General features: G+C 52.7%; 19 protein-coding genes and 1 tRNA gene. 14 read left to right on the top strand and 6 right to left on the bottom strand.

The annotated features are described in order from the left end of the window. The first annotated feature begins 620 nt into the window (after positions 1 to 620). The gene (locus TREPR_RS16590) at positions 621 to 1,748 is read left to right on the top strand and encodes a uroporphyrinogen decarboxylase family protein (protein ID WP_015709504.1); all 1,128 of its coding nucleotides are present in this window, start codon (positions 621 to 623) and stop codon (positions 1,746 to 1,748) included. A 76-nt stretch (positions 1,749 to 1,824) separates the two neighbouring features. Here the strand turns inward: TREPR_RS16590 and TREPR_RS16595 are convergent, their stop codons facing one another. The 4 genes from TREPR_RS16595 to TREPR_RS16610 form a co-directional block, all read right to left on the bottom strand. Then, positions 1,825 to 2,709: a Sir2 family NAD-dependent protein deacetylase gene (locus TREPR_RS16595; RefSeq protein WP_015709505.1), complete on the bottom strand. Its 885-nt coding sequence runs from the start codon at positions 2,707 to 2,709 to the stop codon at positions 1,825 to 1,827. Continuing rightward, the gene (locus TREPR_RS16600) at positions 2,699 to 3,244 is read right to left on the bottom strand and encodes an epoxyqueuosine reductase QueH (RefSeq protein WP_015709506.1); all 546 of its coding nucleotides are present in this window, start codon (positions 3,242 to 3,244) and stop codon (positions 2,699 to 2,701) included. The genes TREPR_RS16595 and TREPR_RS16600 overlap by 11 nt, the downstream gene beginning before the upstream one ends. 95 nt (positions 3,245 to 3,339) lie before the next feature. After that, a complete protein-coding gene (locus TREPR_RS16605) occupies positions 3,340 to 3,969 on the bottom strand; it encodes a 4Fe-4S single cluster domain-containing protein (protein WP_015709507.1) in 630 nt (209 codons plus the stop codon). Next, positions 3,944 to 6,271 (bottom strand): anaerobic ribonucleoside triphosphate reductase, encoded by a 2,328-nt coding sequence (locus TREPR_RS16610; protein WP_015709508.1) that lies wholly within the window; start codon positions 6,269 to 6,271, stop codon positions 3,944 to 3,946. The genes TREPR_RS16605 and TREPR_RS16610 overlap by 26 nt, the downstream gene beginning before the upstream one ends. Positions 6,272 to 6,462: 191 nt before the next feature. On the opposite strand from TREPR_RS16610, the gene TREPR_RS16615 reads away from it, so the two are divergent. Next, positions 6,463 to 7,494, top strand: a complete 1,032-nt coding sequence (locus TREPR_RS16615) for a DUF2804 domain-containing protein (protein WP_015709509.1) — start codon at positions 6,463 to 6,465, stop codon at positions 7,492 to 7,494. 6 nt (positions 7,495 to 7,500) lie between these two features. After that, positions 7,501 to 9,588, top strand: coding sequence for a hypothetical protein (locus tag TREPR_RS16620; RefSeq protein ID WP_015709510.1), 2,088 nt, complete (start codon positions 7,501 to 7,503; stop codon positions 9,586 to 9,588). Positions 9,589 to 9,727: 139 nt separating this feature from the next. On the opposite strand, the gene TREPR_RS16625 is transcribed toward TREPR_RS16620, so the two are convergent. Next, positions 9,728 to 9,800, bottom strand: a tRNA-Thr gene (locus TREPR_RS16625). A gap of 161 nt (positions 9,801 to 9,961) precedes the next feature. Between TREPR_RS16625 and rpmH the strand changes: the two genes are divergently transcribed. The 11 genes from rpmH (at position 9,962) to TREPR_RS16680 (ending at position 19,509) form a co-directional block, all read left to right on the top strand. Beyond that, positions 9,962 to 10,117: a 50S ribosomal protein L34 gene (gene rpmH / locus TREPR_RS16630; RefSeq protein ID WP_015709511.1), complete on the top strand. Its 156-nt coding sequence runs from the start codon at positions 9,962 to 9,964 to the stop codon at positions 10,115 to 10,117. Between the two features lie 23 nt (positions 10,118 to 10,140). Continuing rightward, positions 10,141 to 10,545, top strand: coding sequence for a ribonuclease P protein component (gene rnpA / locus TREPR_RS16635; RefSeq protein ID WP_015709512.1), 405 nt, complete (start codon positions 10,141 to 10,143; stop codon positions 10,543 to 10,545). Beyond that, entirely contained in the window at positions 10,545 to 10,763 is a 219-nt protein-coding gene (yidD, locus tag TREPR_RS16640; RefSeq protein ID WP_015709513.1) for a membrane protein insertion efficiency factor YidD, read from the top strand. The genes rnpA and yidD overlap by 1 nt, the downstream gene beginning before the upstream one ends. A gap of 39 nt (positions 10,764 to 10,802) precedes the next feature. Then, positions 10,803 to 12,605 carry a membrane protein insertase YidC gene (gene yidC, locus TREPR_RS16645; protein WP_015709514.1) on the top strand — a complete coding sequence of 601 codons (1,803 nt, stop codon included), beginning with the start codon at positions 10,803 to 10,805 and terminating at the stop codon, positions 12,603 to 12,605. A 60-nt stretch (positions 12,606 to 12,665) separates the two neighbouring features. After that, positions 12,666 to 13,406, top strand: coding sequence for an RNA-binding cell elongation regulator Jag/EloR (gene jag, locus TREPR_RS16650; protein ID WP_015709515.1), 741 nt, complete (start codon positions 12,666 to 12,668; stop codon positions 13,404 to 13,406). Between the two features lie 174 nt (positions 13,407 to 13,580). Beyond that, positions 13,581 to 15,152 (top strand): ATP-binding protein, encoded by a 1,572-nt coding sequence (locus tag TREPR_RS16655; RefSeq protein ID WP_015709516.1) that lies wholly within the window; start codon positions 13,581 to 13,583, stop codon positions 15,150 to 15,152. 231 nt (positions 15,153 to 15,383) lie between these two features. After that, the gene (locus TREPR_RS16660) at positions 15,384 to 15,722 is read left to right on the top strand and encodes a PilZ domain-containing protein (protein WP_052299744.1); all 339 of its coding nucleotides are present in this window, start codon (positions 15,384 to 15,386) and stop codon (positions 15,720 to 15,722) included. Then, complete coding sequence (locus TREPR_RS16665; RefSeq protein WP_015709517.1) at positions 15,697 to 16,683, top strand: SAM-dependent methyltransferase; 987 nt, start codon at positions 15,697 to 15,699, stop codon at positions 16,681 to 16,683. Before TREPR_RS16660 ends, TREPR_RS16665 begins: the two co-directional genes overlap by 26 nt. 39 nt (positions 16,684 to 16,722) lie before the next feature. Beyond that, positions 16,723 to 17,946, top strand: coding sequence for a THUMP domain-containing class I SAM-dependent RNA methyltransferase (locus TREPR_RS16670; RefSeq protein ID WP_015709518.1), 1,224 nt, complete (start codon positions 16,723 to 16,725; stop codon positions 17,944 to 17,946). Positions 17,947 to 17,968: 22 nt separating this feature from the next. Further along, the gene (locus TREPR_RS16675; protein ID WP_015709519.1) at positions 17,969 to 18,565 is read left to right on the top strand and encodes a TetR/AcrR family transcriptional regulator; all 597 of its coding nucleotides are present in this window, start codon (positions 17,969 to 17,971) and stop codon (positions 18,563 to 18,565) included. Between the two features lie 230 nt (positions 18,566 to 18,795). Further along, positions 18,796 to 19,509 carry a pilus assembly protein PilZ gene (locus tag TREPR_RS16680; RefSeq protein WP_245534755.1) on the top strand — a complete coding sequence of 238 codons (714 nt, stop codon included), beginning with the start codon at positions 18,796 to 18,798 and terminating at the stop codon, positions 19,507 to 19,509. A 70-nt stretch (positions 19,510 to 19,579) separates the two neighbouring features. Here TREPR_RS16680 and TREPR_RS16685 read toward each other — a convergent pair whose 3' ends face one another. After that, on the bottom strand, positions 19,580 to 21,748 hold the full coding sequence (locus tag TREPR_RS16685) for a methyl-accepting chemotaxis protein (RefSeq protein ID WP_015709521.1): 2,169 nt from the start codon (positions 21,746 to 21,748) through the stop codon (positions 19,580 to 19,582). Positions 21,749 to 21,855 lie beyond the last annotated feature (107 nt).

The following is a 21,855-nucleotide window of genomic DNA, read 5'->3' on the forward strand; positions in this document are numbered from 1 at the left end:
GGGCGGAGTATTAGACCTCCTCAATACGAATAGCAGTTCCCGAATGCCCTCAAAAGCCTTCTCCAGGTCCCATAACCTTTTCCAAAATCAACATACCCCGCTGCAGAGCACTAAACCTGACCCACAACGAGCAATAAGAAGAATTTCACCACGAGGGAAACAAAGGAACACAAAGATAAATAGGAAAAGATCATAGAACTACCTGCTCAACCAGTATATCAATTCGGTATTCATAATCATTTCTCTCCCCCCGCAGAAGCGGGCTTTGGGTATTAATCCCGCTTGCGAATAAACGGCCTTGGCGGTTCCTCAGGCATCCCCGACAAACACAGGGCAGAGCCTCCGAAGAGAACTGCGTTGGAAGTACCGGGGGGCATTTGCCCGTAAATTCCCGGGGAAGATATAAAATTAATCGCCAGCCAGCAAAAATATTTCTTGACTTATCGCCAATGAGACTTATAATAATATGTCAATCTTTCCGAAATCAGGAGGCAAAGCCAATGTCCACGTATGAAAAAAGATTAAAACGTTTGAATGACGCTGTAGCATTAAAAGAACCCGACCAGGTGCCTTTTAATGCCATCTGCCAATGTTACCCGATCTTGGAGGCGGGCCACACAATGGCGGAAGCGCTTTATGACTTTTCGGTGATAACCGATGGCTATCTCAAATTTGGTAAGAAGTACCAACCTGATGGCTTATTCGGCCATGCCTACCTCCATGGCGGCATGGGCCCGATATTCGAAATTCTACAACCAAACACGGTGCGCTGGGCCGGAATGCCTGGCAACATCATAGACAAGAATTCCATTCATCAATTTATTGAGTTCCCCCTGATCAAAGAAGAGGATTTTGATCTCTTCGATAATGACCGGACCGGCTGGCTCTTTAGCAAGGGGCTTCCCATGATAGCCAAACTACTTGAGCCGGTAGCCAAATGGAACCTTTCTACCCTAGGCCCGATGTACGCCGCCACTACACAACTGGCGGCGATTTTCAGCTCCCCGGAAACAAAAAAATTATTCGAAGCATTCGATAAGATAACAACCATCAACAACAAAGTAAGGCGTCAATCTGCGGAGCTGGACGAAAAAATTGAAAAAGAATTGGGAATACCGGCGCTTCCCAAGGGATTCGCCGCAGTACCCTTTGACGCATACAGCGATTTTTACCGGGGAACCCTGGATGCCATGGCAGACATGCTTGAACGGGATGATGTTATCGCCCGTTTTAGCGCAAATGCGTTAAAGAATACCCTCCGGTCAATCGAAATGCAGGGGAAAATCATGCCAGGCAAGTGGGTGTTCATGGCGCTGCACAAAGGAATAGACGGGTTTATGTCAGACGCGCAGTATCGCAGGTTCTACTGGAAGGACTTGCAGACCATTATCGAACATATCATTGCCAATGGAATGACGCCGTATATCTACACCGAAGGCTCCTATACGAGCCGGCTTGATTGCCTTAAGGAGGTAACCAAGGGCAAAGTAGTTTATCATTTTGAACAATGTGATATGGCCCAGGCAAAAAAAACGCTCGGCAATACAGCATGCATAGCCGGTGCCTTTCCGATATATTTGCTTGAATTCGGCACAAAGCAGCAGGTAATTGATGAGGCAAAACGGCTGATCGATATTTGTGCTCCTGGCGGCGGATTCATCTTTGAAACCAGTTCTGGTTACGATGCGGTTAAAACGGAAAATGTAGAGGCGCTGTTTGAAACCGTCAGAACCTACGGCAAGAAATAGGTATCTTGTAAATTACAAATAGATCACAGGAGGTTTTGCCTTTTATGATCTATTTTAATTTATTTTTGTACCCCTTTTAGTCCCGGCTCAGCAGCAGCTCCCGAATGCCCTCAAAAGTCTCCTCCAGATCCCAGAGGCGGAGGCTGGCGTCTTCGTCCAGGGGAGTCCCCATATCATTGACGATCGCCAGCTTGCCGCCGCGCTGCAATGTTGTGCGGGGAATAGCGGCGGCAGGCTGCACCGTAAGGCTGGACCCCAGGATGAGCATCAGGTCCGCATCCTGGGCTTCCGTTTCTGCTGCCCGGCGGCTATCCATGGGGAGACTTTCGCCGTAAAAGGTGATGGCCGGTTTCAAAACTCTGCCGCATTGGGGACACCGGGGCATAGTTCCGGCTTTTACCAACCCTGCAACCTCGGCGTAACCCACCCGGATACCGGCGCAGTGGAGACAGTAATGCATACGGGGAGAACCGTGCACTTCTATTACCCGACTGCTCCCCGCCTTCTGGTGGAGAAAGTCGATGTTCTGGGTAATGACCGCCTTAATGAAACCTCTCTGTTCCAGTTCAGCCAGGCAGGTATGCACTATTGAGGGCTCCTTTTCGTCAACCGTATATACCAGGGGGCCGGCGTTAGTATAAAAATATGAGGGGTCCTTCTCAAATTCGTCAATATCAAAGGCCTTTTCCGATAGAAACGGTGTTGACTGTTCCCCAGGGGACGGTGCAGATTCCTCAGGGTGCTGAGACTGCAATGCCTCAGGCAGCCCCGACAGGTACAGGGCGAGAACTTCCGGTGGATATTTGTCCATAAATTCCTGGGGCAGACCGGCGGTATACAGGCCGTTCTTGCCCCGGAAGTCCGGTATGCCTGAAAGGGTACTCACCCCCGCGCCAGTTAGGGCCACGCAATGACGGGCACCGGTAATCAGGGCAAACAGTTTTACTATCTCATCCTTCATTATTCCTGTTTCCCAAGTAACGTTCTTCCTCACTAAAAATGCACCCGCAGTATTTTTGTATATAGAACCCCCGTTCCCTGGCTTGTTTCTGACCTTCCCTGAAACCCGGACGGAAATCCCGGTAGAAGAAGGGTATGCCGTACTTCTCCGCCATCCCTTCAGCAGCTTCCCGGATGAGATCGTGTTTTTGATAGGGGCTTATCAGCAGGGTGGTAGAAAAGCAATCATACCCACGGGCCGCCGCAAAAGATGCGGTTTTTTCAAGCCGGAGGCGATAGCAGAAAGTACAGCGATTAGTGTAGTCCTGCCCAAGCCCTGCCAGAAAGGAGCGGAGGCCGTATTCGTCTTCCATGAGAAGGTTCAGCCCAATGTCAGCGACAAACTGGGCCAGGGTGTCACGCCGGGCTTTGTACTCTGTATAGGGGTGGATGTTGGGGTTATACCAGAAGAGGTCCGGGCGTATATCCTCAGCCCGCAGGGTTTCCAGGCACTGAACGGAACAGGGGGCGCAGCAGGTGTGGAGGAGGAGCTTCATAGGGGAATTATACACCTAAAACCGGGAAAAAGGCAGAGTACGAATTGAACGAAGTTTCAATTACCGAGAATTCCTCGGCAACTACCGCAGATTGCTCACTCCCCCGGCATCACCACAACCATCCCGGCCCCCAAGCTCCGGCCCACGTCAATGAGCCGCTGGTTAGAGGAGCCCCGGAAAAACAGGTCGATGTTCCGCAGTTCCCGGATAAAGGGGCCGTCCACCAGTACGTCCGTGGCCATGATGAGCCGCCACCAGTCCGGATTATCCGCCGCCAGAAGCGCCTCCCAGGTGTAGCCCGTGTAGGTCATCACTGAAAGACCCAGAGCGCGGACTTCTTCCGCAAGAGCGGCACAGGAGGCTGCCTGGGTGAAGGGATCGCCCCCGGAAAGGGTCAGGCCGTCCAAGAGGGGGTTGCACCGGATGGCGTCCAGTAGTTCCCCCACAGTAACACTGCGGCCCCCGGTAAAGGGCTGCAATTGAGCGTTGTGGCAGCCGGGGCAGCGGAAATTGCAACCCTGGACAAACACGGTGTAGCGGAAGCCCGGACCATCAACGATAGATTCTGGCTCTATGCCGCCGATGGAGAGTATCTCCCCCGCTGCGCGGGGAACTGCGTTGCAAGTAGCGCGGGGAACTCCGTTGCAAGTAGCGCGGGGAACTCCGTTGCAAGTTGTACCGTCTATGGTTAAGCCCTCATTACGAGGCTGTGCTATGGTCAACATGGAAATGCTTTACCCGGTCCCGTTCTTCTGCCCGCTTGGCGTTGTTAAAACGGTCCAGGGTGCCCACCAGATAGCCGGTGATACGCCGGATCCGCTCAAAGGGGGCATTTCCCTCAGGGCGGCCGCACTTGGGGCATGTCTCGCCGATGATGCCCCGAAAACCGCAGACCGGGTCCCGGTCTAGTGGGTGGTTCAGGCTGCCGTAGCCTATACCCGCATCCTTCATGGCCCGGACTATCCTCTCAAAAGCCTCAGGGTTCTTGGAGGCGTCCCCGTCCAGCTCTATGTAGCTGATATGCCCGGCGTTGGTCAGGGCATGGTAGGGAGCCTCAACCTCTATCTTCTTCAGAGCACCTGTGGGGTAGTAGACCGGCACATGAAAACTGTTGGTGTAGTAGTCCCGGTCGGTGACTCCCGGAATGGAGCCGAAGATCTGCCGGTCCAGTTTGACAAAGCGGCCGGAAAGCCCCTCCGCCGGGGTGGCGATGAGGGAGAAATTGAGCTTCTTTTCCAGGGAGGCCTGATCCATGCGGCTGCGGAGTTTGCCAATAATCTGTAAGCCCAGAGCCTGGGCTTCCGTGGATTCCCCGTGGTGCTGCCCGGTCAGGGCCTTGAGGCATTCCGCCAGGCCGATGAAGCCCAGGGTCAGAGTCCCGTGCTTGAGGACCTCCCGGATTTCGTCCTCCCATTCCAGTTTGTCAGAATCGATCCAAATCCCCTGGCCCATGAGGAAGGGGAAATTTTTCACCTTTTTCCGGGCCTGGATCTCGAAGCGCTCCAGAAGCTGGGCTATCACCAGGTCGGTTTTTTTGTCCAGCTCGTCAAAGAACAGGTCCAGGTTGCCATTGGCCCGCAGGGCAAGCCGGGGCAGATTTATCGAGGTAAAGCTGAGGTTCCCCCGGCCGTAGGTGAGCTCCCGGTCAGGGTCGTGGATGTTCCCCATCACCCGGGTGCGGCAGCCCATGTAGGCTATTTCGGTTTCCGGCCGGTCCGGGTGGTAGTACTGGAGGTTGTAGGGGGCATCCTGGAAAGAGAAGTTGGGGAACAGCCGCTTGGAACTGACCCGGCAGGCAAGCTTAAAAAGGTCGTAGTTGGGATCGTCCTTATTGTAGTTGATCCCCTCTTTGACCCGGAAAATCTGGATCGGGAAGATTGGGGTCTCCCCGTCACCCAGCCCTGCCTCGGTGGACAGGAGTATGTTCCGGATTATCATCCGGCCTTCCGGGGAGGTGTCGGTGCCGTAATTTATAGAAGAAAAGGGGATCTGGGCGCCGGCCCGGCTGTGCATGGTGTTGAGGTTGTGGATCAGGGCTTCCATGGCCTGGTAGGTGTTGCGCTCAGTCTCTTTCAGGGCCGATGACAGGGCAAAATCCTGGGCCCGCTTCACGGTGTCGGCGTCCAGGTACCGGGCCAGGACCGCAGCCTCGGCCCGGCAGTACTCTTCGGATCCCGCAAGCTTGGGCCGCAGGGGCTTGGAGAAAATCTCCTCCTTGAGGGCCTTTTCCAGCTCCTCCGCCTGGGCAAAGGCCAGGAGTTCCAGGGCCTTCAGCAGGTTCTGCCGGTACATTTTGACGTAGGTCTTGGCCACCCCCGGGGCAAGCCCCCGGTCAAAGTTGGGGATGCTCTGCCCCCCGTGCTGGTCGTTCTGGTTGGACTGGATGGCGATGCAGGCCAGGGCTGAATAGCTGCGAATATCGTTGGGCTCCCGGATAGCCCCGTGACCGGTGCCAAAGCCGCCGGTGAAGAGCTTGTCGATGTCGATCTGGCAGCAGGTGGTGGTCAGGGTGAGGAAATCCAGGTCGTGGATGTGGATATCCCCCTCGTGGTGGGCCTTGGCATGGACCGGGTTGAGGATAAAGAGCTCATTGAACTGCTTTGCCCCCTCGGAACCGTAGCGGAGCATGTGCCCCATGGCGGTATTGCCGTCAATATTCGCGTTTTCCCGCTTTAAGTCCGTATCCTTGGCATCCTTATCGGTCAATTCCTCGTAGGTCCGCATGAGCCGGGTGTTCATTTCCCGGATCCGGGTCCGTTCAGCCCGGTACAGGATGAATTTCTTCGCCACCGGCCCCAGGCCGCTTTCGATCATCACCTGTTCAACCGTGTCCTGGATCTCTTCCACCGCCGGAACCCGGCCTTTGTAGGAGTCCTCCAGCCGGCCCACGGCCTTTTCCGAGATCCCCATGGCCATTTCCCAGTCCATGGTCCCGGCGGCCATCCCCGCCTTGTAGATGGCATTGGTTATCTTTTCAATATTAAACGGCGCCTCCCGGCCGTCCCGTTTCAAAATCCTCGTAGGCATACCCCCCCCCATTTTTCCCAAATTTTTACTTTGTGATCATTATTTATGTTTCGGTTACATACGACACAGTATATAGCGTTAATAGGCATAATATTACTCTATCTATAGCGTGTCAACGGATGGACATACATGTCTGTTTAATTTTATTAAAAAATAATGTATACTAAAAAATAATGTATACAAGGGAAATTATGGCCTCCCGGGGAACTCCTATTGAAAATGGCATTCCCATTTATGGAACCTGGGCCCAGGCCTTTGAATCTGTGGATCTTTTGGATATCCAGCGCCCCTTTCCCTATCCCCTGCCCCGGGGCTTGCGGACTTTGCGAGTAAAAGAATGGGAAGCCTTTACCATTCAGGATGATCATTTCTATTTAGACGCCTTTTGGGCGAATGTCAAATACTACCATATTGCCCAGGTGAGCCTTTACGATAAGGAAACCCAGGAGCAGCTCTGTTTTAACAAGATTATCCCCTTTGGTGGACGGCATTTGCCCCGGAATCTCTGGAATTCTTCGGTAGTCAGCCGTTCTTACGGGTTCTTTTTCCGTATCCACAACTGGCTGGACGCCCAAACCATCAAAGTAGATCTGGATATAGAGGCAACCCACAGGCGGCCCTCCTTTACAGCCCATCTGGAATTTGCCCTGAATCATCTCAAAACTCCCCCCATGGCGGTGAACCTGCCCTTTTCTGAGCGACGCTGTATGTACGCGTTTAAAGCGTTTTCCGCCGTCCGGGGGGATATGGTCTTTGGGGGTAGGCATATTTCACTGGACCCGGCAAAAACCACCGGGATCTTTCGGGACTATAAGGGATTTTTCCCCTACCGTATGCGTTCCACCTGGTGTACCGCTGCAGCGGCGGGGGAAAAAAATTCATGGTTTGGCTTCAGTATTGCCGAAAATCAAGCTAAGGAGACCTTTAAGAACAATGAGAATGCCCTCTGGCAGGAAGGCCGGCTAACCCCCTTACCCCCGGTACGGATAACTATGCCTAACGGGGTTGAATCGGACTGGGTGATCCAGGATGTGGAGGGAATGGTGGACCTCACCTTCACCCCCCAAAAAAAGATCCGCAGTTCCTTTAATTTATTGCTTACAAAGTGGGAATATAACACTCCCCTGGGATATTATAATGGTATGCTGGTAAATGCTGAGGGCGAACAAATTCCAGTCCACAACCTTTGGGGGCTGGGGGAAAAACTCTATCTACGGGTATAAATTATTATGGCAAAACAAAATGCAGTATACGAACCAGGCGAACTGGACCGGGTACGAGGAAAATTAGGCTCCCTTGATCCCAATGAGGCCAAACGTATGGCCCAGGTCCTGGGGGGAAAGGTTGGGGTTGAAAAGTCGGAGACTCCGCCGCCACCCAGGCCTAGAACCCGGACTGAGACCGTGGATGTCCATGTAAAGGGCAAATCCGGCAGCGGCGGCGGAAACCGCAGCCAGCCCAGACGCCGGCCCGAGAGTCCCCTTCCGGTGGATTCAGAAGACGAGGAGTCCCTGCTCAGGACGGTTCCTAAAAAGCCGAACCCGGCGGATGATCCCACTAAACCCTACCGGCTGTCCTACTGGGAACGGACAAAAATGGACCGCATGGCAGGCTCCGCGGAATTCGATATTAAGAACCCTATCCAGGTGCTCCAGTCGATACTGTCCTTTTTCAGCCGCCCTGCGGATCTGGTCAGTTCCTCCTTTGTGAAAGGCCGGATGAACGAATATTACAAACATATTGAAACCCTGGTCACCGCCACCCGGAGCCTCCTGCCCCGGAATAATGTGCTGCGGAACGAGCGGATGAAGCGTATTTCCTACCCGGCCTATCTGATCCTTGATCTTATCCGCCAATGGAATATTGAAAAAATAGCCAGTGATCTGTCGAGGATTCAGGCCAACCCCCGGAGCGCCAGGGTTGAAGATTTCCAGGAAATTCTCAAAATTATATATAGGCCCATGTTTCTTATGGAACAACTGGATCTGGAAAACCATATCAAAGAAGCCTACCGGTTGGTCTACAAGATTCTCTTTATAGAAAACCCCACGGAAGCCCAAAACAAACAGCAGGAACTGCTCCGCAACGCGGTGGCCGCCTTCGGAGTGATACGCCGGGACATACGGTTCCTTTTGTATCCTTTGCTCCTTAAACTGCTGTCGGATAAATTCCTTACCTACAATGCCTTCTTTACCGAGCGGCGAAACCGGTTCATAACCTTTATCGAAGCCACCGAAGCCGATCGCCTTTCTCCCCAAAGCCTTCTGAAGGATTCCGAGGTTACCGAAGAGATGGTCATCGGGAAAAAGGAGGGTGAAGAGGAGGAGAATGCCGCAGACGAAAGCATAGACGAAAGCGACCTGAACGATGCGGAAAAGAAAAAACGGGTGGTCCTGGAGGCGGAACGGAAGGCCCTGGACCGGGGGCTAGATACCCTGGAAACCCTGTTTCCCAAGGCAGGCTGGGACCAGATCTCCGAATTCCCCGACCTGTTCCCCTACTTTTCCGAGTTATTGGATTTGAAAAAGGGCTATATCCTCATTCCGGCCACAGATCCCCTCCAGCAGGTAGCGGTACTCACCCGTATACTGGAGGAACTCCTCTTCGGCCTCAGGTATGTAAACTTCACCACCGTGGATCAGGACGGTAACCCCGAAGATATTTCCGAAGCCATGACCAGCATTATGACTAACTGGCACTTTTACATTGACGATGCCTTTGGCAAGGAATACCTCCCCCGGCTTGATGAATACTGCCACATCCTGGATAACCCCGCCGAATCCCGGAGTTCCCCCTATGCGAAGCGGCTGCTCAATGAAATTCACTGGATCAAGCGCTTGTATTTCCTTCCTTATTATCGTTTTGAAGCAAGCTCCCCCCCGCCCTTCCAGAAAAAGGAAGTCACCGCCCTCTACCCGGAGATACGTCATTTGCGAAAATACCTGACCGCCGTAGCCGCAGGGATAGAACAGGGCATCAAGGTAGGGAGCCCAAAAGAAAACACCCGCTGCGATGGCATCGGCAACCCCTGGGAGCCCTATATATTCCAAGTTCCCAACCCGGTTTCCAAACGCCTGGACTCCCTACTGGGTAAAAAGCAGACCAACGCCTCCCTGATTTTCTACACCCTGGCGGTGACGGTGGTACTGGACAACCTGGTAAACGATGAACGCAGTTGGGCTTACAACGTCGATTGGACCGCCAGCTTCTTCCGCAGCGTAAATAACGCCGGGGTTACCCCGGTCTTCGGTATAGATGAAAAGGTTGACACTGAGGCTATATTTAAACAGTCCCTCAAACAGAAGGAAGAAGGATAAGCCAAGACCGCAGCGTCCTGCTTCGGGCCTCCAGGCCGGGGTTCAGCCCTGACGGGGCCCTCCATGGCCTCTTTTCTTCCCGTTGGTCAGCGGGCTGAACCCTTCGATTCCCGGCCTTAGTTTGGTCGTAAACATCTTGAGCCAAGACCGGGAATCGAACCCGGGACCTACACATTACGAGTGTGTCGCTCTACCGACTGAGCCATCTTGGCATGACTGTAAACCACAATCCTGGGTATTATAACAAATTAGCCCCAAAAAAGACAAGTCATGCCTTTTAAACAAACCCTATTGATCATTTTCCCTCTTTTCCCCTATACTGAACCACTATTAATTTGCTTTCATGACCTTAATATAGATAGGAGAAATTCCCATGAAACGGACTTATCAACCCAGTAAAGTAAAGCGGAACCGTAAATTCGGGTTCCGGGCCCGGATGAAAACCCGGGGTGGAAGGCTTGTGCTGAAACGCCGGCGGGCAAAAGGCCGGACGAAACTGTCTATTTCCGACGAAAAGAAACCCTATTAGGGTTTGTGGAAGGGTCTTTCCCTATGAAAAAGGCGGGTCCTGAAGGGGATTCGGGGAACTTCCAAGAGGAGTTTCGGGGAAAGTTCCGGTTTCGACGGATTGAGCGACTAAAGAGAAGGGAAGAGATAGGGGCGGTTTTTAATCACCGGAAGGGGGTTAGCTGCCAGGGTGCGAAGTTGTTCCGGTTGGAAAATGGACTGCCCTATAACCGGATCGCCTTTACCTTTGCGCGGAAATACGGAAATGCGGTGGAAAGAAACCGGTCCCGACGGGTTAGCCGGGAAGCGTACCGGTACATACGAAACCGTCTGATAGGCGGTTTCGATTTGGTCTTACTGGTTTACCCTGGTAAAGATTTCCTGAAGGACCGGTCCCGGCAGATGGAGGCCCTGTTTTCCAGGGCCGGTTTACTGACGGAAACTGAATAATGACGGTATTACAAAAAGCGGTACTGCTTTTTATCCGGTTCTATCAGCAGGCTATAACCCCCCATTTCCCTTCCAGTTGCCGGTATGTGCCGACCTGTTCCGCCTATACCTATGACGCGGTGCGGAAATACGGCGCCATCCGGGGAGTTGCCCTGGGAATTAGGCGGATCCTGCGCTGCCATCCTTTTCATCCCGGGGGTTACGATCCGGTACCTTAGCGATGGGGAAAGCAGATAGACTTTCCTCTTGGAGTTTACATGGACAAAAGAACCTTATTAGCGGTAGCGCTTTCAATCGTGGTGATTTCGGCGTTTTATCTTATCCAGGGCACATTTTTTCCGCCCAAGCCAAAGACTGCCACTGAAACGGTGGCAGAACAGCCCGGCGGGCAGCAAGTTATAAGCGAAAGCCCGATACAGGCGGATCCCGTACTGATCCAGCAAGCTGCCCCGGATTTTCAAGAAACCGGCATTGAAGCCGGCCCTGCTTCGGAACAACGGATAACTATCAATACCGGGCTTGCTACAGTGGTGCTCAGCAATGCCGGTGGGGATGTGGTTTCCTATAAGCTCAATGAACACAATGACCGGGAGGATTTCGTGGAAATGGTCCTCCCCGGAACAAAGGAATCCCATGCCTTTACGGTGGCCTTGGGGGGGATTAACGCCCAGCCCTTAAGCTCCTTTTTCAATGTTACCCGGGTTTCTAATTATATAGTCGAATTCTACCGTGACTTTGCGGTGAGCGATGGCGGACAGGTCCGGCTGACAAAGCGCTTTGACTTCAGGCCCGATGAATATATGTTTGAACTGACGGTCACCCTGGATGGCGGCAGAACCCTGTCTTCCTTAAATTTTTCCGCAGGAAACGGATCTGCCGCCTATACCCTGGGGTCGGCGCCCCAATTCGGGCCCCGGTTTGAAAAACTGGATCAGCGCTATGAATACCGGCGCTACTATACCTTTACGGATGGCAAATTCAAAACCATAAAGGTAAATAACAATAACCCCTCGCTTATTAATCCCGGATTTGCCTGGGGCGCCGTGGCGGGAAAGTACTTTGCCCTCATTGCCATGCCCCTGACAAATCAGGTTGAGATGGCCTTTTCCACCCGTTCCGAACCGGGTATCCCCGACAGTTCCCGGCTGTACCTGATCCGGCCTGCGGTTCAGAACGGTTCTCGTGTTTCGGATGTGTACCGGTTCTACCTGGGGCCTAAAAGCCAGAACGCCCTGGGGGTCTATGATACAGCGGCCAACAGCTTTAAGCTGCGGGATACCCAGCTTATCAAAGTCGCCAATACCAGCGGTTTCCTGGGACCCCTGGAATCATTACTCAAATGGCTGCTCATGCTTTTCTACCGGATTATCCCAAATTATGGGGCGGCGATTATCCTCCTCACTATCCTGGTTAAGGCGATCATGTTCCCCCTGACCAAAAAAGGCTCTGAATCGACCCTGCGGATGCAGTCCCTTTCCCCGAAGATCAAGGAAATCCAGGACAAATACAAGGATAATCCCCAGAAGATGAATGCTGAGATGGGGGAGCTCTACAAAAAAGAAGGTTACAACCCCCTGTCGGGATGCCTGCCCATGATTATCCAGCTTCCGATTTTCTTTGCCATGTACAATCTCTTTAATACCCATTTTGATCTCCGGGGTGCCATGTTCATTCCCGGGTGGATACCGGATCTTTCCTTGCCCGAATCGATCTGGACTATGCCCTTCAAAGTACCCCTACTGGGCTGGAGCAATCTCCGGGTTTTGCCTTTCCTCTATGTCGGGTCCCAGCTGCTCTACGGGAAGGTGACCCAGACCCCGGATCAGCAGGGTAATGCCCAGATGAAGATGATGCTCTATGTTATGCCCATCATGTTCTTCTTCATCCTCTACGATGTGCCTTCGGGACTATTGCTGTACTGGATCATGTCCAATGTGCTGACCATGGTTCAGCAGTTGACGATCAACAAATATCTGGCAAAAAAGAAAAGCGAAGCGGCGGCGGCAAACCCAACACCGATTATTGCCCCCCATCCTAAGAAAAAAAAGAAGAGAGGCTAATCAGCCGGGGCGGCCATGGGAGTCGCATTATTGTGCAATTTCAATCGCGAGGAGCGCGTTATGGTATATGAATTTGAAGGCCGTACCGAAAAAGAAGCTATTGACCGGGCGGCGGAAGAACTGGGACTTGAAAAGGACGGCTTTGATGTCGAAATCCTTGAAACTCAGCGTTCAGGACTGTTTAAGAAAGGGTATGTAAAAATCCAGGTCCATACGGACAAACCGGTATCTCTGACTCACAAAGTTCATGATAATGAAGATGATGAGCAGAGTCCCAGGACAAAACCGGAGAGCAGCCAATTCAGCCCGGCAGCGGTATTCGGGGATCCGGAATCACAGAATGAATTTGAACAGAAACTGATCGATTTTGTCGTGGGCCTTATTGAACGGATGGGCTATGACGGGAAAGTATCGGTGCTGTTCCGGGAAGAACGGAAGATAGGTCTTAAGATCGATTCCGAATATTCTTCTATCCTGATTGGGAAAAAAGGTAAAAACCTGGACGCCCTTCAGTTACTGGCCAATATCTACGCCGGAAGGCAGGGCCGGGAGGATATGCGGGTCATCCTGGACAGCGAAAACTACCGGATCCGCCGGGAAGAGTCACTAGTTCGCCTGGCCTATACGGTGGCCGACCGGGTCCGGGAAAACCGGGGCTCTATTCTGCTGGAACCCATGAACCCCTTTGACCGCCGGCTGATCCACACTACCCTGAACGACATCGCGGATGTGGAAACCAAAAGCGAAGGCGAAGGGCTTTACAAGCAGGTCCGGGTCTATTATCGGGGCGGTATGCGCTAACAGAAAAGAATATGCCCGGGAAGCTTTATTTGGGGTCCTGGCGGTGGAAATAAATATGGGGCCCCCCTGGGGGTCCCCCCATATTTATTTCCACCGCCACCCCTTATAACATTATTGGGGCATATTCTTTTCTGCCTGGAACATCAGTCCTGTAAACCAGGTGGTGAAATTTTTATGAGCATTGCCGATGATGTTTTGAAAGCCCGGGCGGATATTGCTGGGCTTTCGGTTTTTTCTGCTATTAAGAAAACTCCCCTTGTCCGGGCTTTTGAACGGCTGCTGGAAGAAGTAAGCCGACAGAGCTTGGGGCAACTCGATGAAGGCCCCGGCCTTACCAGAGAGAGGCAGCCCAGGAACAAGGCCCCTATCCGGCTTATCCGAAGCTGGACCGCCTTTACTGAAGCCCTGATTCAACTACCTGTAACGAAGTCCCCCGCGCTACTTGCAACGAAGTTTCCCGCGCAGAGCGGCGCCCCCTCATTTTATTCCCAGATAGCATTCCTGGCCCTTACGGATGATAATCCCTTTACACGCTTGGCTGAACATGGCGCCGGGTCTGAAGGGCAGCGACCGGATTCACAAGCTGAAGCTTCACCGAAGTCGGCACCTATACCGGCGGCCCTGCGGTCCCTGGCGAAGAACGACCTGGCGCGGCTGGGGCGGCTCGCGGCCTTTGACATACCCAGCTTGGGCGCCTACATAGGCGCCATACTCAGGAAAGCGGGGCTGGATGACAGCGCCACCGCCCTGGAGGAAGAGGCCCGGATTATCGGCGCCCAGGGGGACAAAACCCAGGGCGCCCTGTTTCCGGTTGATACGTCTTGGGATAGGGCATTGCCGGATCTGGAAAAATACCTGGAGGCCCAAGGCGCCGGGGAACTTGGCCTGTACAGTGCGTTTTTCTGGGCCGGGACCCGCAGCGGCACTTCCCGTGAAGCTCCCCGTGGCGCAAAATGCCTGCGCGGGGAACTTCGTTGCAAGTTACGCCCGGTGACACATCCGGACCCTATACGGCTTTCCCAGCTTTCCGGCTATGAAGATCAGCGTTCCATCGTGATTGCCAATACCCTCCGCTTCCTGGAGGGGAAGGCCGCCAACAACCTGCTCCTCTATGGGGACCGGGGAACGGGAAAATCCGCCACCGTAAAGGCGGTCTGTAACGAATACGCCTCCCGGAGGCTGCGGCTCCTGGAACTTCGCAAGGGGGACCTGACGGATCTGCCGGCTATACTGGACCTGCTCTCCACCCGTTTCCTGCGCTTCATTGTGTTTATTGATGATCTGTCCTTTGAAAGCACCGGGGATGCCTTTACCACCCTCAAGGCCCTTCTGGAAGGGGGTGTGGAAGCCCGGCCGGATAATGTGGTGGTCTACGCCACCAGTAACCGGCGGCACCTGGTGAAGGAACACATGGCAGACCGGCCTACTACCGCTATGGCCGCAGAGGCTGTGTCTACCGGAGATGTCCGGGCCTTTGACAGTATGCAGGAACAGTTCTCCCTAGCAGACCGTTTCGGGGTTACCGTGGTTTACACAGCCCCAAGCCAGGATGAGTACCTCAATATCGCCTGTTTCATAGCAGAGCAACGGGGTATTCTGAGCCCCTCAGGCGGGGAAGAAGCCAGGCAGCGCTTTCGGGAGGACGCCCTTCGCTGGGAACGGTGGTTCAATGGCCGCTCCCCCCGGACTGCGGTACAGTTTGTTGACTGGGCAGCGGCAGGCGGTGGATTTCCCTGGGAAATTTAAAAAGGCCGCCCACCGGCAAAAGCCAGCCTGGCAGCCTTGCCTACCCATAATGGACAGGCTATATATAAAACGTCCCTTAGGAGGACGCATCAGCACGGACGCAAAATTTTGGCGTCCGTAGTATTTTTATAAATATAATGTGGATTCCTTTCAATCGAAAGGGGGTTTTACTAATGTTTTTATAAAAGACTGTTGACGTAACACCATGTTTTCATACAAAATACAATAACTATGTCTGATAAAAGAAGAAGCGCTCGATACCCAACCCTCGCCAGAGCTCTTATTGCGAATGTATCTGACGGTGAGGCGCTGCTCAAGGATCTCAGTATTACCGGGTGTTGTATCGAATATACCATGTTCGTAGATATAAAACCCGATACTCCCTATAAGCTCCAGATCCTTCCCGACTCCACCGCAGGAATTGACCCCTTTGACCTTCAGGTAGAAAGCCGGTGGATCCGTACCGGGGGCTATTCTTGCGAAATCGGGCTTGCCATAACCGCTTCTCCCAAGGGGCGGGATTTTCAGCGCTACGTCGATTACCTTGCCTGGCGTTCAAGCTCCGTCTGAGCCGGTTTTTCCTGCGGTAAAACCTCTTCCTGGTTGTATTTTTCAGGTTATTCCGGAATTTGAGGACCATTTAGAGCAGGAACTGGGGACCTGGGACGCCTCCTGGGGACCTTTTTACTGGGTGCAAAACCCGCCGGAACAAGTTTTCTGGTTCCAAAACAGATGGCTAAACCCTTTTCGTCTTGAATTTGACTCTATTTCCCAGGCAGCCTCGGCGCTCCGCTCTATGCAGCGTAATTGGGCGCCCTCCCTTTTCACCCAATACCGCCGGGGCACCCTGATTGGAACAAAACTGCCCCCCCTAACGATAAAAAACCGACCCTTCCCCTGGCAACTGCCGGACTCGCCCATGGGAAACTGGACCCTCCTGGACGCCCATACCCTGATAGGCTCCGCTACCTGTTCCAGCCCCTTCCCCGGGGGGCTTATCGAATTTGAGGAGGATAAGCTGGGGCCGCCCAGCCGGGCCTACCTGAAGCTTTGGGAAGCCTTGGTACGCTGCGGCCATCTGCCGACTTCGGGAGAGCGCTGCCTGGATGCCGGTGCAAGCCCCGGGGGCTGGACCTGGGCCCTGGCAAAGCTGGGAGCTACGGTCCTGGCGGTAGACCGCGCCCCCTTGGAAGACCGCGTCATGGAGATGCCCGGAGTCAGCTTTATGCGCCACGATGCCTTTACCCTGAACCCCGAAGAAATAGGCCCCGTAGACTGGCTGTTTTGCGATGTGATCTGCTACCCCAAACGCCTCTACGAGTGGATAGAAAAGTGGCTGGCCTCGGGGCTCTGCAAAAACTACATCTGCACCATAAAATGCCAGGGCAAAGCCGGTTCAGGCAACGAGCCGGAGGATGATGCCGCTTATTTTGAGGTAAGCCGCCAGTTTGCCGCAATACCCGGCAGCAGGGTACTGCATTTATGCCACAACAAGCATGAATTAACCTGGATAAAATGTAATAATTTATAGACGACATTTTTACAAAATGTGTTATAGTGTTAGGTATAAATGGAAACAATAGTTGCTCTTTGCGGCCTTGGAGTAGAAAGGGTTATTTCAAATGAAATACGAAAACTGACCCCCGGTACTTCCAACGAAGCTTCCCCTGGCGAAACAGGGAAATATCGAATTTTGGAGGCCGGGTTCGGAAGGGTCCGCTTTGAAACGGACATCCCGGGAATTTACCGGGCCCTCATGGCCCTTCGGGCGGCGGATCGTATACTCTTGGAAGCCGCTTCCTTCCCTGCCGAGGATTTTGACAGCCTCTTTGAGGGGATAAAGGCGGTTTCCTGGGAAGACTGGATACCCCCGGGCATGGGCCTACGGATTGCCAAGGTCAGGTCCAACCGGTCCAAGCTACAGGGAATCACCACCATCCAGGCAATGGTCCATAAGGCAGCGGCTGACCGACTCTGTGAAAAACACGGGCTGACCAGGTTGAATGATGGGGGGCCCCAGGCGGAAATCCGGGTATACGTGGAAAAGGATCAAGTGTCGGCCCTGCTGGACCTTTCCGGGGACCCCTTGTTCAAACGGGGCTACCGTACCGAAGGAGGCATTGCCCCCCTCAGGGAGACTACCGCCGCAGCCATAGTGCTCCTGGCAAACTGGCGCCGGAAATACCCCTTCTACGACCCTTTCTGCGGGTCCGGGGCCATCGCCATTGAGGCGGCCATGTACGCCTGGGATATGGCCCCCGGCCTGGGGCGGCGCTTTGCCCTGTCGAGCCTGGTTCAAGCGGATTCCAGGGTGGAGCAGTCGATACGGGAGGAACTTCTGGGGAAAGTCAACTTTGAACGAACCATCCGTATATATGGAAGCGATATGGACCTCCGGGCAGTTTCCATGGCCAAATCCAATGTCCAGCGGGCCTACGATCTGGCCCAGGGAAAAAAGCCCGAAGGGGGAATACGCCGGGAAATCCGGCTTCCCTGGCTCCCGGAGTTCCGCACGATCCCTATGAAGGCAGCCCGCCCGGCGGAGGATCTCGCTGGGGAACGGGGTTTTATCATCACCAACCCGCCCTACGGAAAACGGCTGGGAGAACCGGCTGAAGCGGAAGCGCTGTACGGGGAAATGACCTCTCTGATGGAGAGCTTCCCGGGCTGGAAATTGGGGGTAATCACGGATCATCCGGGGTTTGAATCACATTTTGGCAAAAAGGCCGATTCCTGCCGAAAACTGACCAACGGCGCCCTGGATTCGTATTTTTATGAGTTTGAAGGGCTCTGAACCTTTATAGGGAGCGCGGATCATGTCAATTGTAGTGGAACATGACAAAAGACGGCTGGAAATCCTGGAAAAAGCCTTGGATGTCTTTATAGACGAAGGATTTGAAAACGCAACGTTCCAAAAAATCGCGGACCGCTGCGGCATCACCAGGACTACCTTGTATATATACTTTAAAAATAAAAAGGAAATCTTCAATTACAGCATCAAACACCTCCTTCTGGGGGTGGAACGGGATCTCCAACGAGTCAGAAAAAACAATGACCTTAACAGCCCTGAAAAAATAATCAAGGTTATTATCCTGATAATTGAACGACTGGAAGAAAACCGCCGGCTCCTTTCTGTGGTCCTGAATTACCTGCTCTACCTCTCAAAGAGCGATTCCGACCCGGATCAACGGGTACGCCGCAGGACCATACGGCTGCGGCATATTCTGGCGAGCATGATGATAGAGGGTATACGAGTCGGAGAAATTAAACCGGTCAATGTCCGCACCATGGACGATCTGCTTTACGGGCTCATTGAAACCGCCCTTTTCCGCCTGGTGGTCCTGAAACGCAGCGATGTGGGGGAGCTGAAAAAAGCGGTGGAGCAGGCCATAGGCCAGATACGGACCGATTGAGCGCCAATCAACCAACCCCGGCCGCAGAGCGGCCGGGGTTGGTTGTTCTTTAGAGGTATTAGACTCGGGTACATACCCTTTATTACGCCCTAAAGGGCGGGGTATGTACCCTCGCTACGAATCAGACATTAGCTGTTGAAAAATTCCGCGTTATTCAATATCATTAGAGTATGGCCGTAGAAAATTCCGTTGAAATAACAGGCAAAAAAATATTCTTTCTGTATCCTGCAGTGATTGTACAAAACGATATTGTAGAGGCGTTAATACAGGAGGAATTAGAGGTCTATGTCATCAAGGATCACGAAAAACTTCGAAAAATCGTAACTCAATACCCTGATTCGGTTATTCTGGTAAATATCAGCGAACAGATGCCCGAAGGGGATTGGGAACGGTGGATCCGAGGGATCATGGCCGATCAGGCAACTGCCAGGGTGGATATCGGCATACTTTGCCCCAACGGCGATGCAAAACTCCAGCAAAAATATGTCAATATCCTAAAACTGAAGTGCGGGTATATTCAGGTAAAATCGGATTCCAAAGTATTATTCCGCCAGCTTATGGAGGCCCTTAAGGCTGCGAATGCCAGGGGGCAAAGAAAACATATCCGGGCAGCCCTGGAGGGTGATGCCGTAACCGCCATTAACCTGCCGGTAAACGGTGATTTTATTAAGGGAACCCTCAAGGATATCAGTACCGTGGGGCTTTCCTGCGTTTTTGAAAGAGACCCGGGGTTGGGGAAAAACTCCCTCTGCCAGGATGTCCAGATAAAACTCCAGAGCATGATCCTCAAAATTGAAGGGATTGTATTCGGTTCCCGGATTGACGGTGACACAAAAATCTACGTCATCGTCTTTACCCAGCGGACCGATCCGGCGGTGCGTGCAAAGATACGGAAGTACATCCAAACTACCCTGCAATCCCGGATAGACGCCGAATTTAAATAGGCATTTGCCCGTCAAAAGAACAGGCAAATGCCGGCACAAAGCTTACTATGCAAACTTACATGCAGAAACGCTACTCAACCTTAAAACGTGATACTTCCCTGACCAGAATATCAATGCTCTCCTTGTTTTCCACACTGATGGTGTTCACCCGGTTTACCGCCACATTGATCTCATCCGCCCCTACGGACATTTCGTTCATCCCGTTAGTGATCTCCTGGGTTGCCAACTCCAGGTTCTTCCCTTCGGTAATGATTTCTTTACTACCCTCAAGCATTTCTCCGGATCCGTTTTTCACCTGCTGGGTAATATCATTGAGCTGACCTATCTCTTCCAGAATCTGCTGGCTCCCAACACTCTGCTCTTCCATGGCGTTTTTGATGTTTTCTGACTGTTCAGAAACGGTCTTGACCCCCAGGTCTATGGCCCCAAACTTACTCAGAACGCTGTCGGTAGATTTGGTTATCTTATCGATGGAATCCTTTATCTTTTTCAGCACCGTACTGATGGTCTTTGACTGTTCTCCGGAACTCTCCGCCAGCTTGCGGATCTCGTCGGCCACTACCGCGAAGCCTTTCCCCGCTTCCCCGGCGTGAGCCGCTTCGATAGCCGCATTCATGGACAGCAGATTGGTCTGGCTGGCTATGTTCTCCATCACTGCGTTGATTTCCAGCAGACCCTCGGATTCCCGGGCAATTTCCTGAATATCCGCAGACACCCCGGAAAGCCCCGTGCGGCCCACATCGGAGGCTTCCATTAACAGCCGGACATTTTCTGCGTTCTTTCCCAGGGTGTCGGTGACAGATTTAATGTTCGCAATCATCTCCTCAATAGCGCTGGAAGACTTAGCCACGCTGGCGGTTTGATTCTCTACGTGCCCATTGAGCTTGTCGATATTAACAGTAATCTGTTCCATGGTGGCGTTAGTTTCATTCACCGAAGCGGACTGGTTAACAACCCTGGTTTTAATGCTCTGAATATTGGCGGTAATTTCATTGATAGCCGCCGCCGTCTCGGTCATATTACTGGCAAGCTCGTTCCCAATATCGAAAAGGGCTGCGGCCTGTTTTTTTATGATAACCACCAGGTTCCTGATCTTTTCCAGGGTCAGGTTGAAGTACCGGGACAGGTCGCCGATTTCGTCCTTTGTCTTGGTTGCAATCTGTTTGGTCAGGTCCCCCTCACCCTCTGAAATATCCTTGAGCGTATCGGACACCTTAACAATGGGCTTGATAATGGAGAGGGAAATAAAATAGACCAGAATCGACGATATAATAATTGCGATCCCCGCTAACAGTAAGGTAAAGCTGGTGATCGTATTAACATTTGCCATCACTGTTTCCAGGGGCACCAGGGCGACCAGCGCCCAGGGAGTAAGGGTATCCCCAACATAAAAGGGATAGCTTTGAAATATCATTCCGTCAAATATCGCGGTATTCGGTTTCCCATCCGCCAGGGACTGCATGACACTGGTTATCCCCGCCTGGCCTACCACAACGCCGCCGGTTTCCTGGATAAATTCTCCCCGGCGATCCGCTGTGCGATGCGCAATTATCCTGCCGTTATTGGCAAAAAGGGCGGCATACCCCGTTCCATAGGGTTTAATCGGTTCGATAAATTCCTGGGTTGCGTCAAGGCTGATATTGATCCCTACCATCCCCACAATTTCCTTGGTAGCATCCACAATAATGGGTATAACAAGCTCAGTAGTTAACACATCTTTGCCGTTGACATTTTCGTATTCCGGGTTAGTTATGGTCGGAATCGATGAAAGTCTTCCCAATTCGGCTTCCCAATTAGGGTAGGCCTGAAGTTCAATGGGGCCCCGTCTCCGGGTATAATAGGGGATAAAATTACCCGTCCCGTCGGTACCGGGGGTATTGGCAAATTCGGCGTCACTGCCGTCCAGTATCCCGGGTTTCCACACCGAAAAAATCCCCACAAAACGGGGGTTGGCTACCAGAATATCCCGCAGGATAGTATTATAGGTGGACCGCCGGTCCGTCCGGCCCACATCCTGATACCCGTTAAAAACCTGGGTTACCGCCAAACCGATGTCGTAGTACTTTTGATACCGTGCGACCAGGTAGTTGGCGTTCAGGCCGGTCAAGTTTTCCATGTTCTCCAGGGCAGCCTCGGTTACCAGTTCCCGGGACCGGGTAAGAAACACGAAGGTTATGGTCGCAACCACCGCTATCATCATGGCCGCCATTATTATGGTAAGCCGCATTTTTAATTTCATAAATAATTCCTCCGGGAGCCCAATCAATAATTATCGAAACTGTTTCAGATACCTCTGCTTCTAGTCTCGTTTTTAAGCGGGCGGAGGGGGAGCATTATATTATAAGG

This window comes from Treponema primitia ZAS-2 (assembly GCF_000214375.1).
In the GTDB taxonomy this organism is placed as follows: domain Bacteria; phylum Spirochaetota; class Spirochaetia; order Treponematales; family Breznakiellaceae; genus Termitinema; species Termitinema primitia.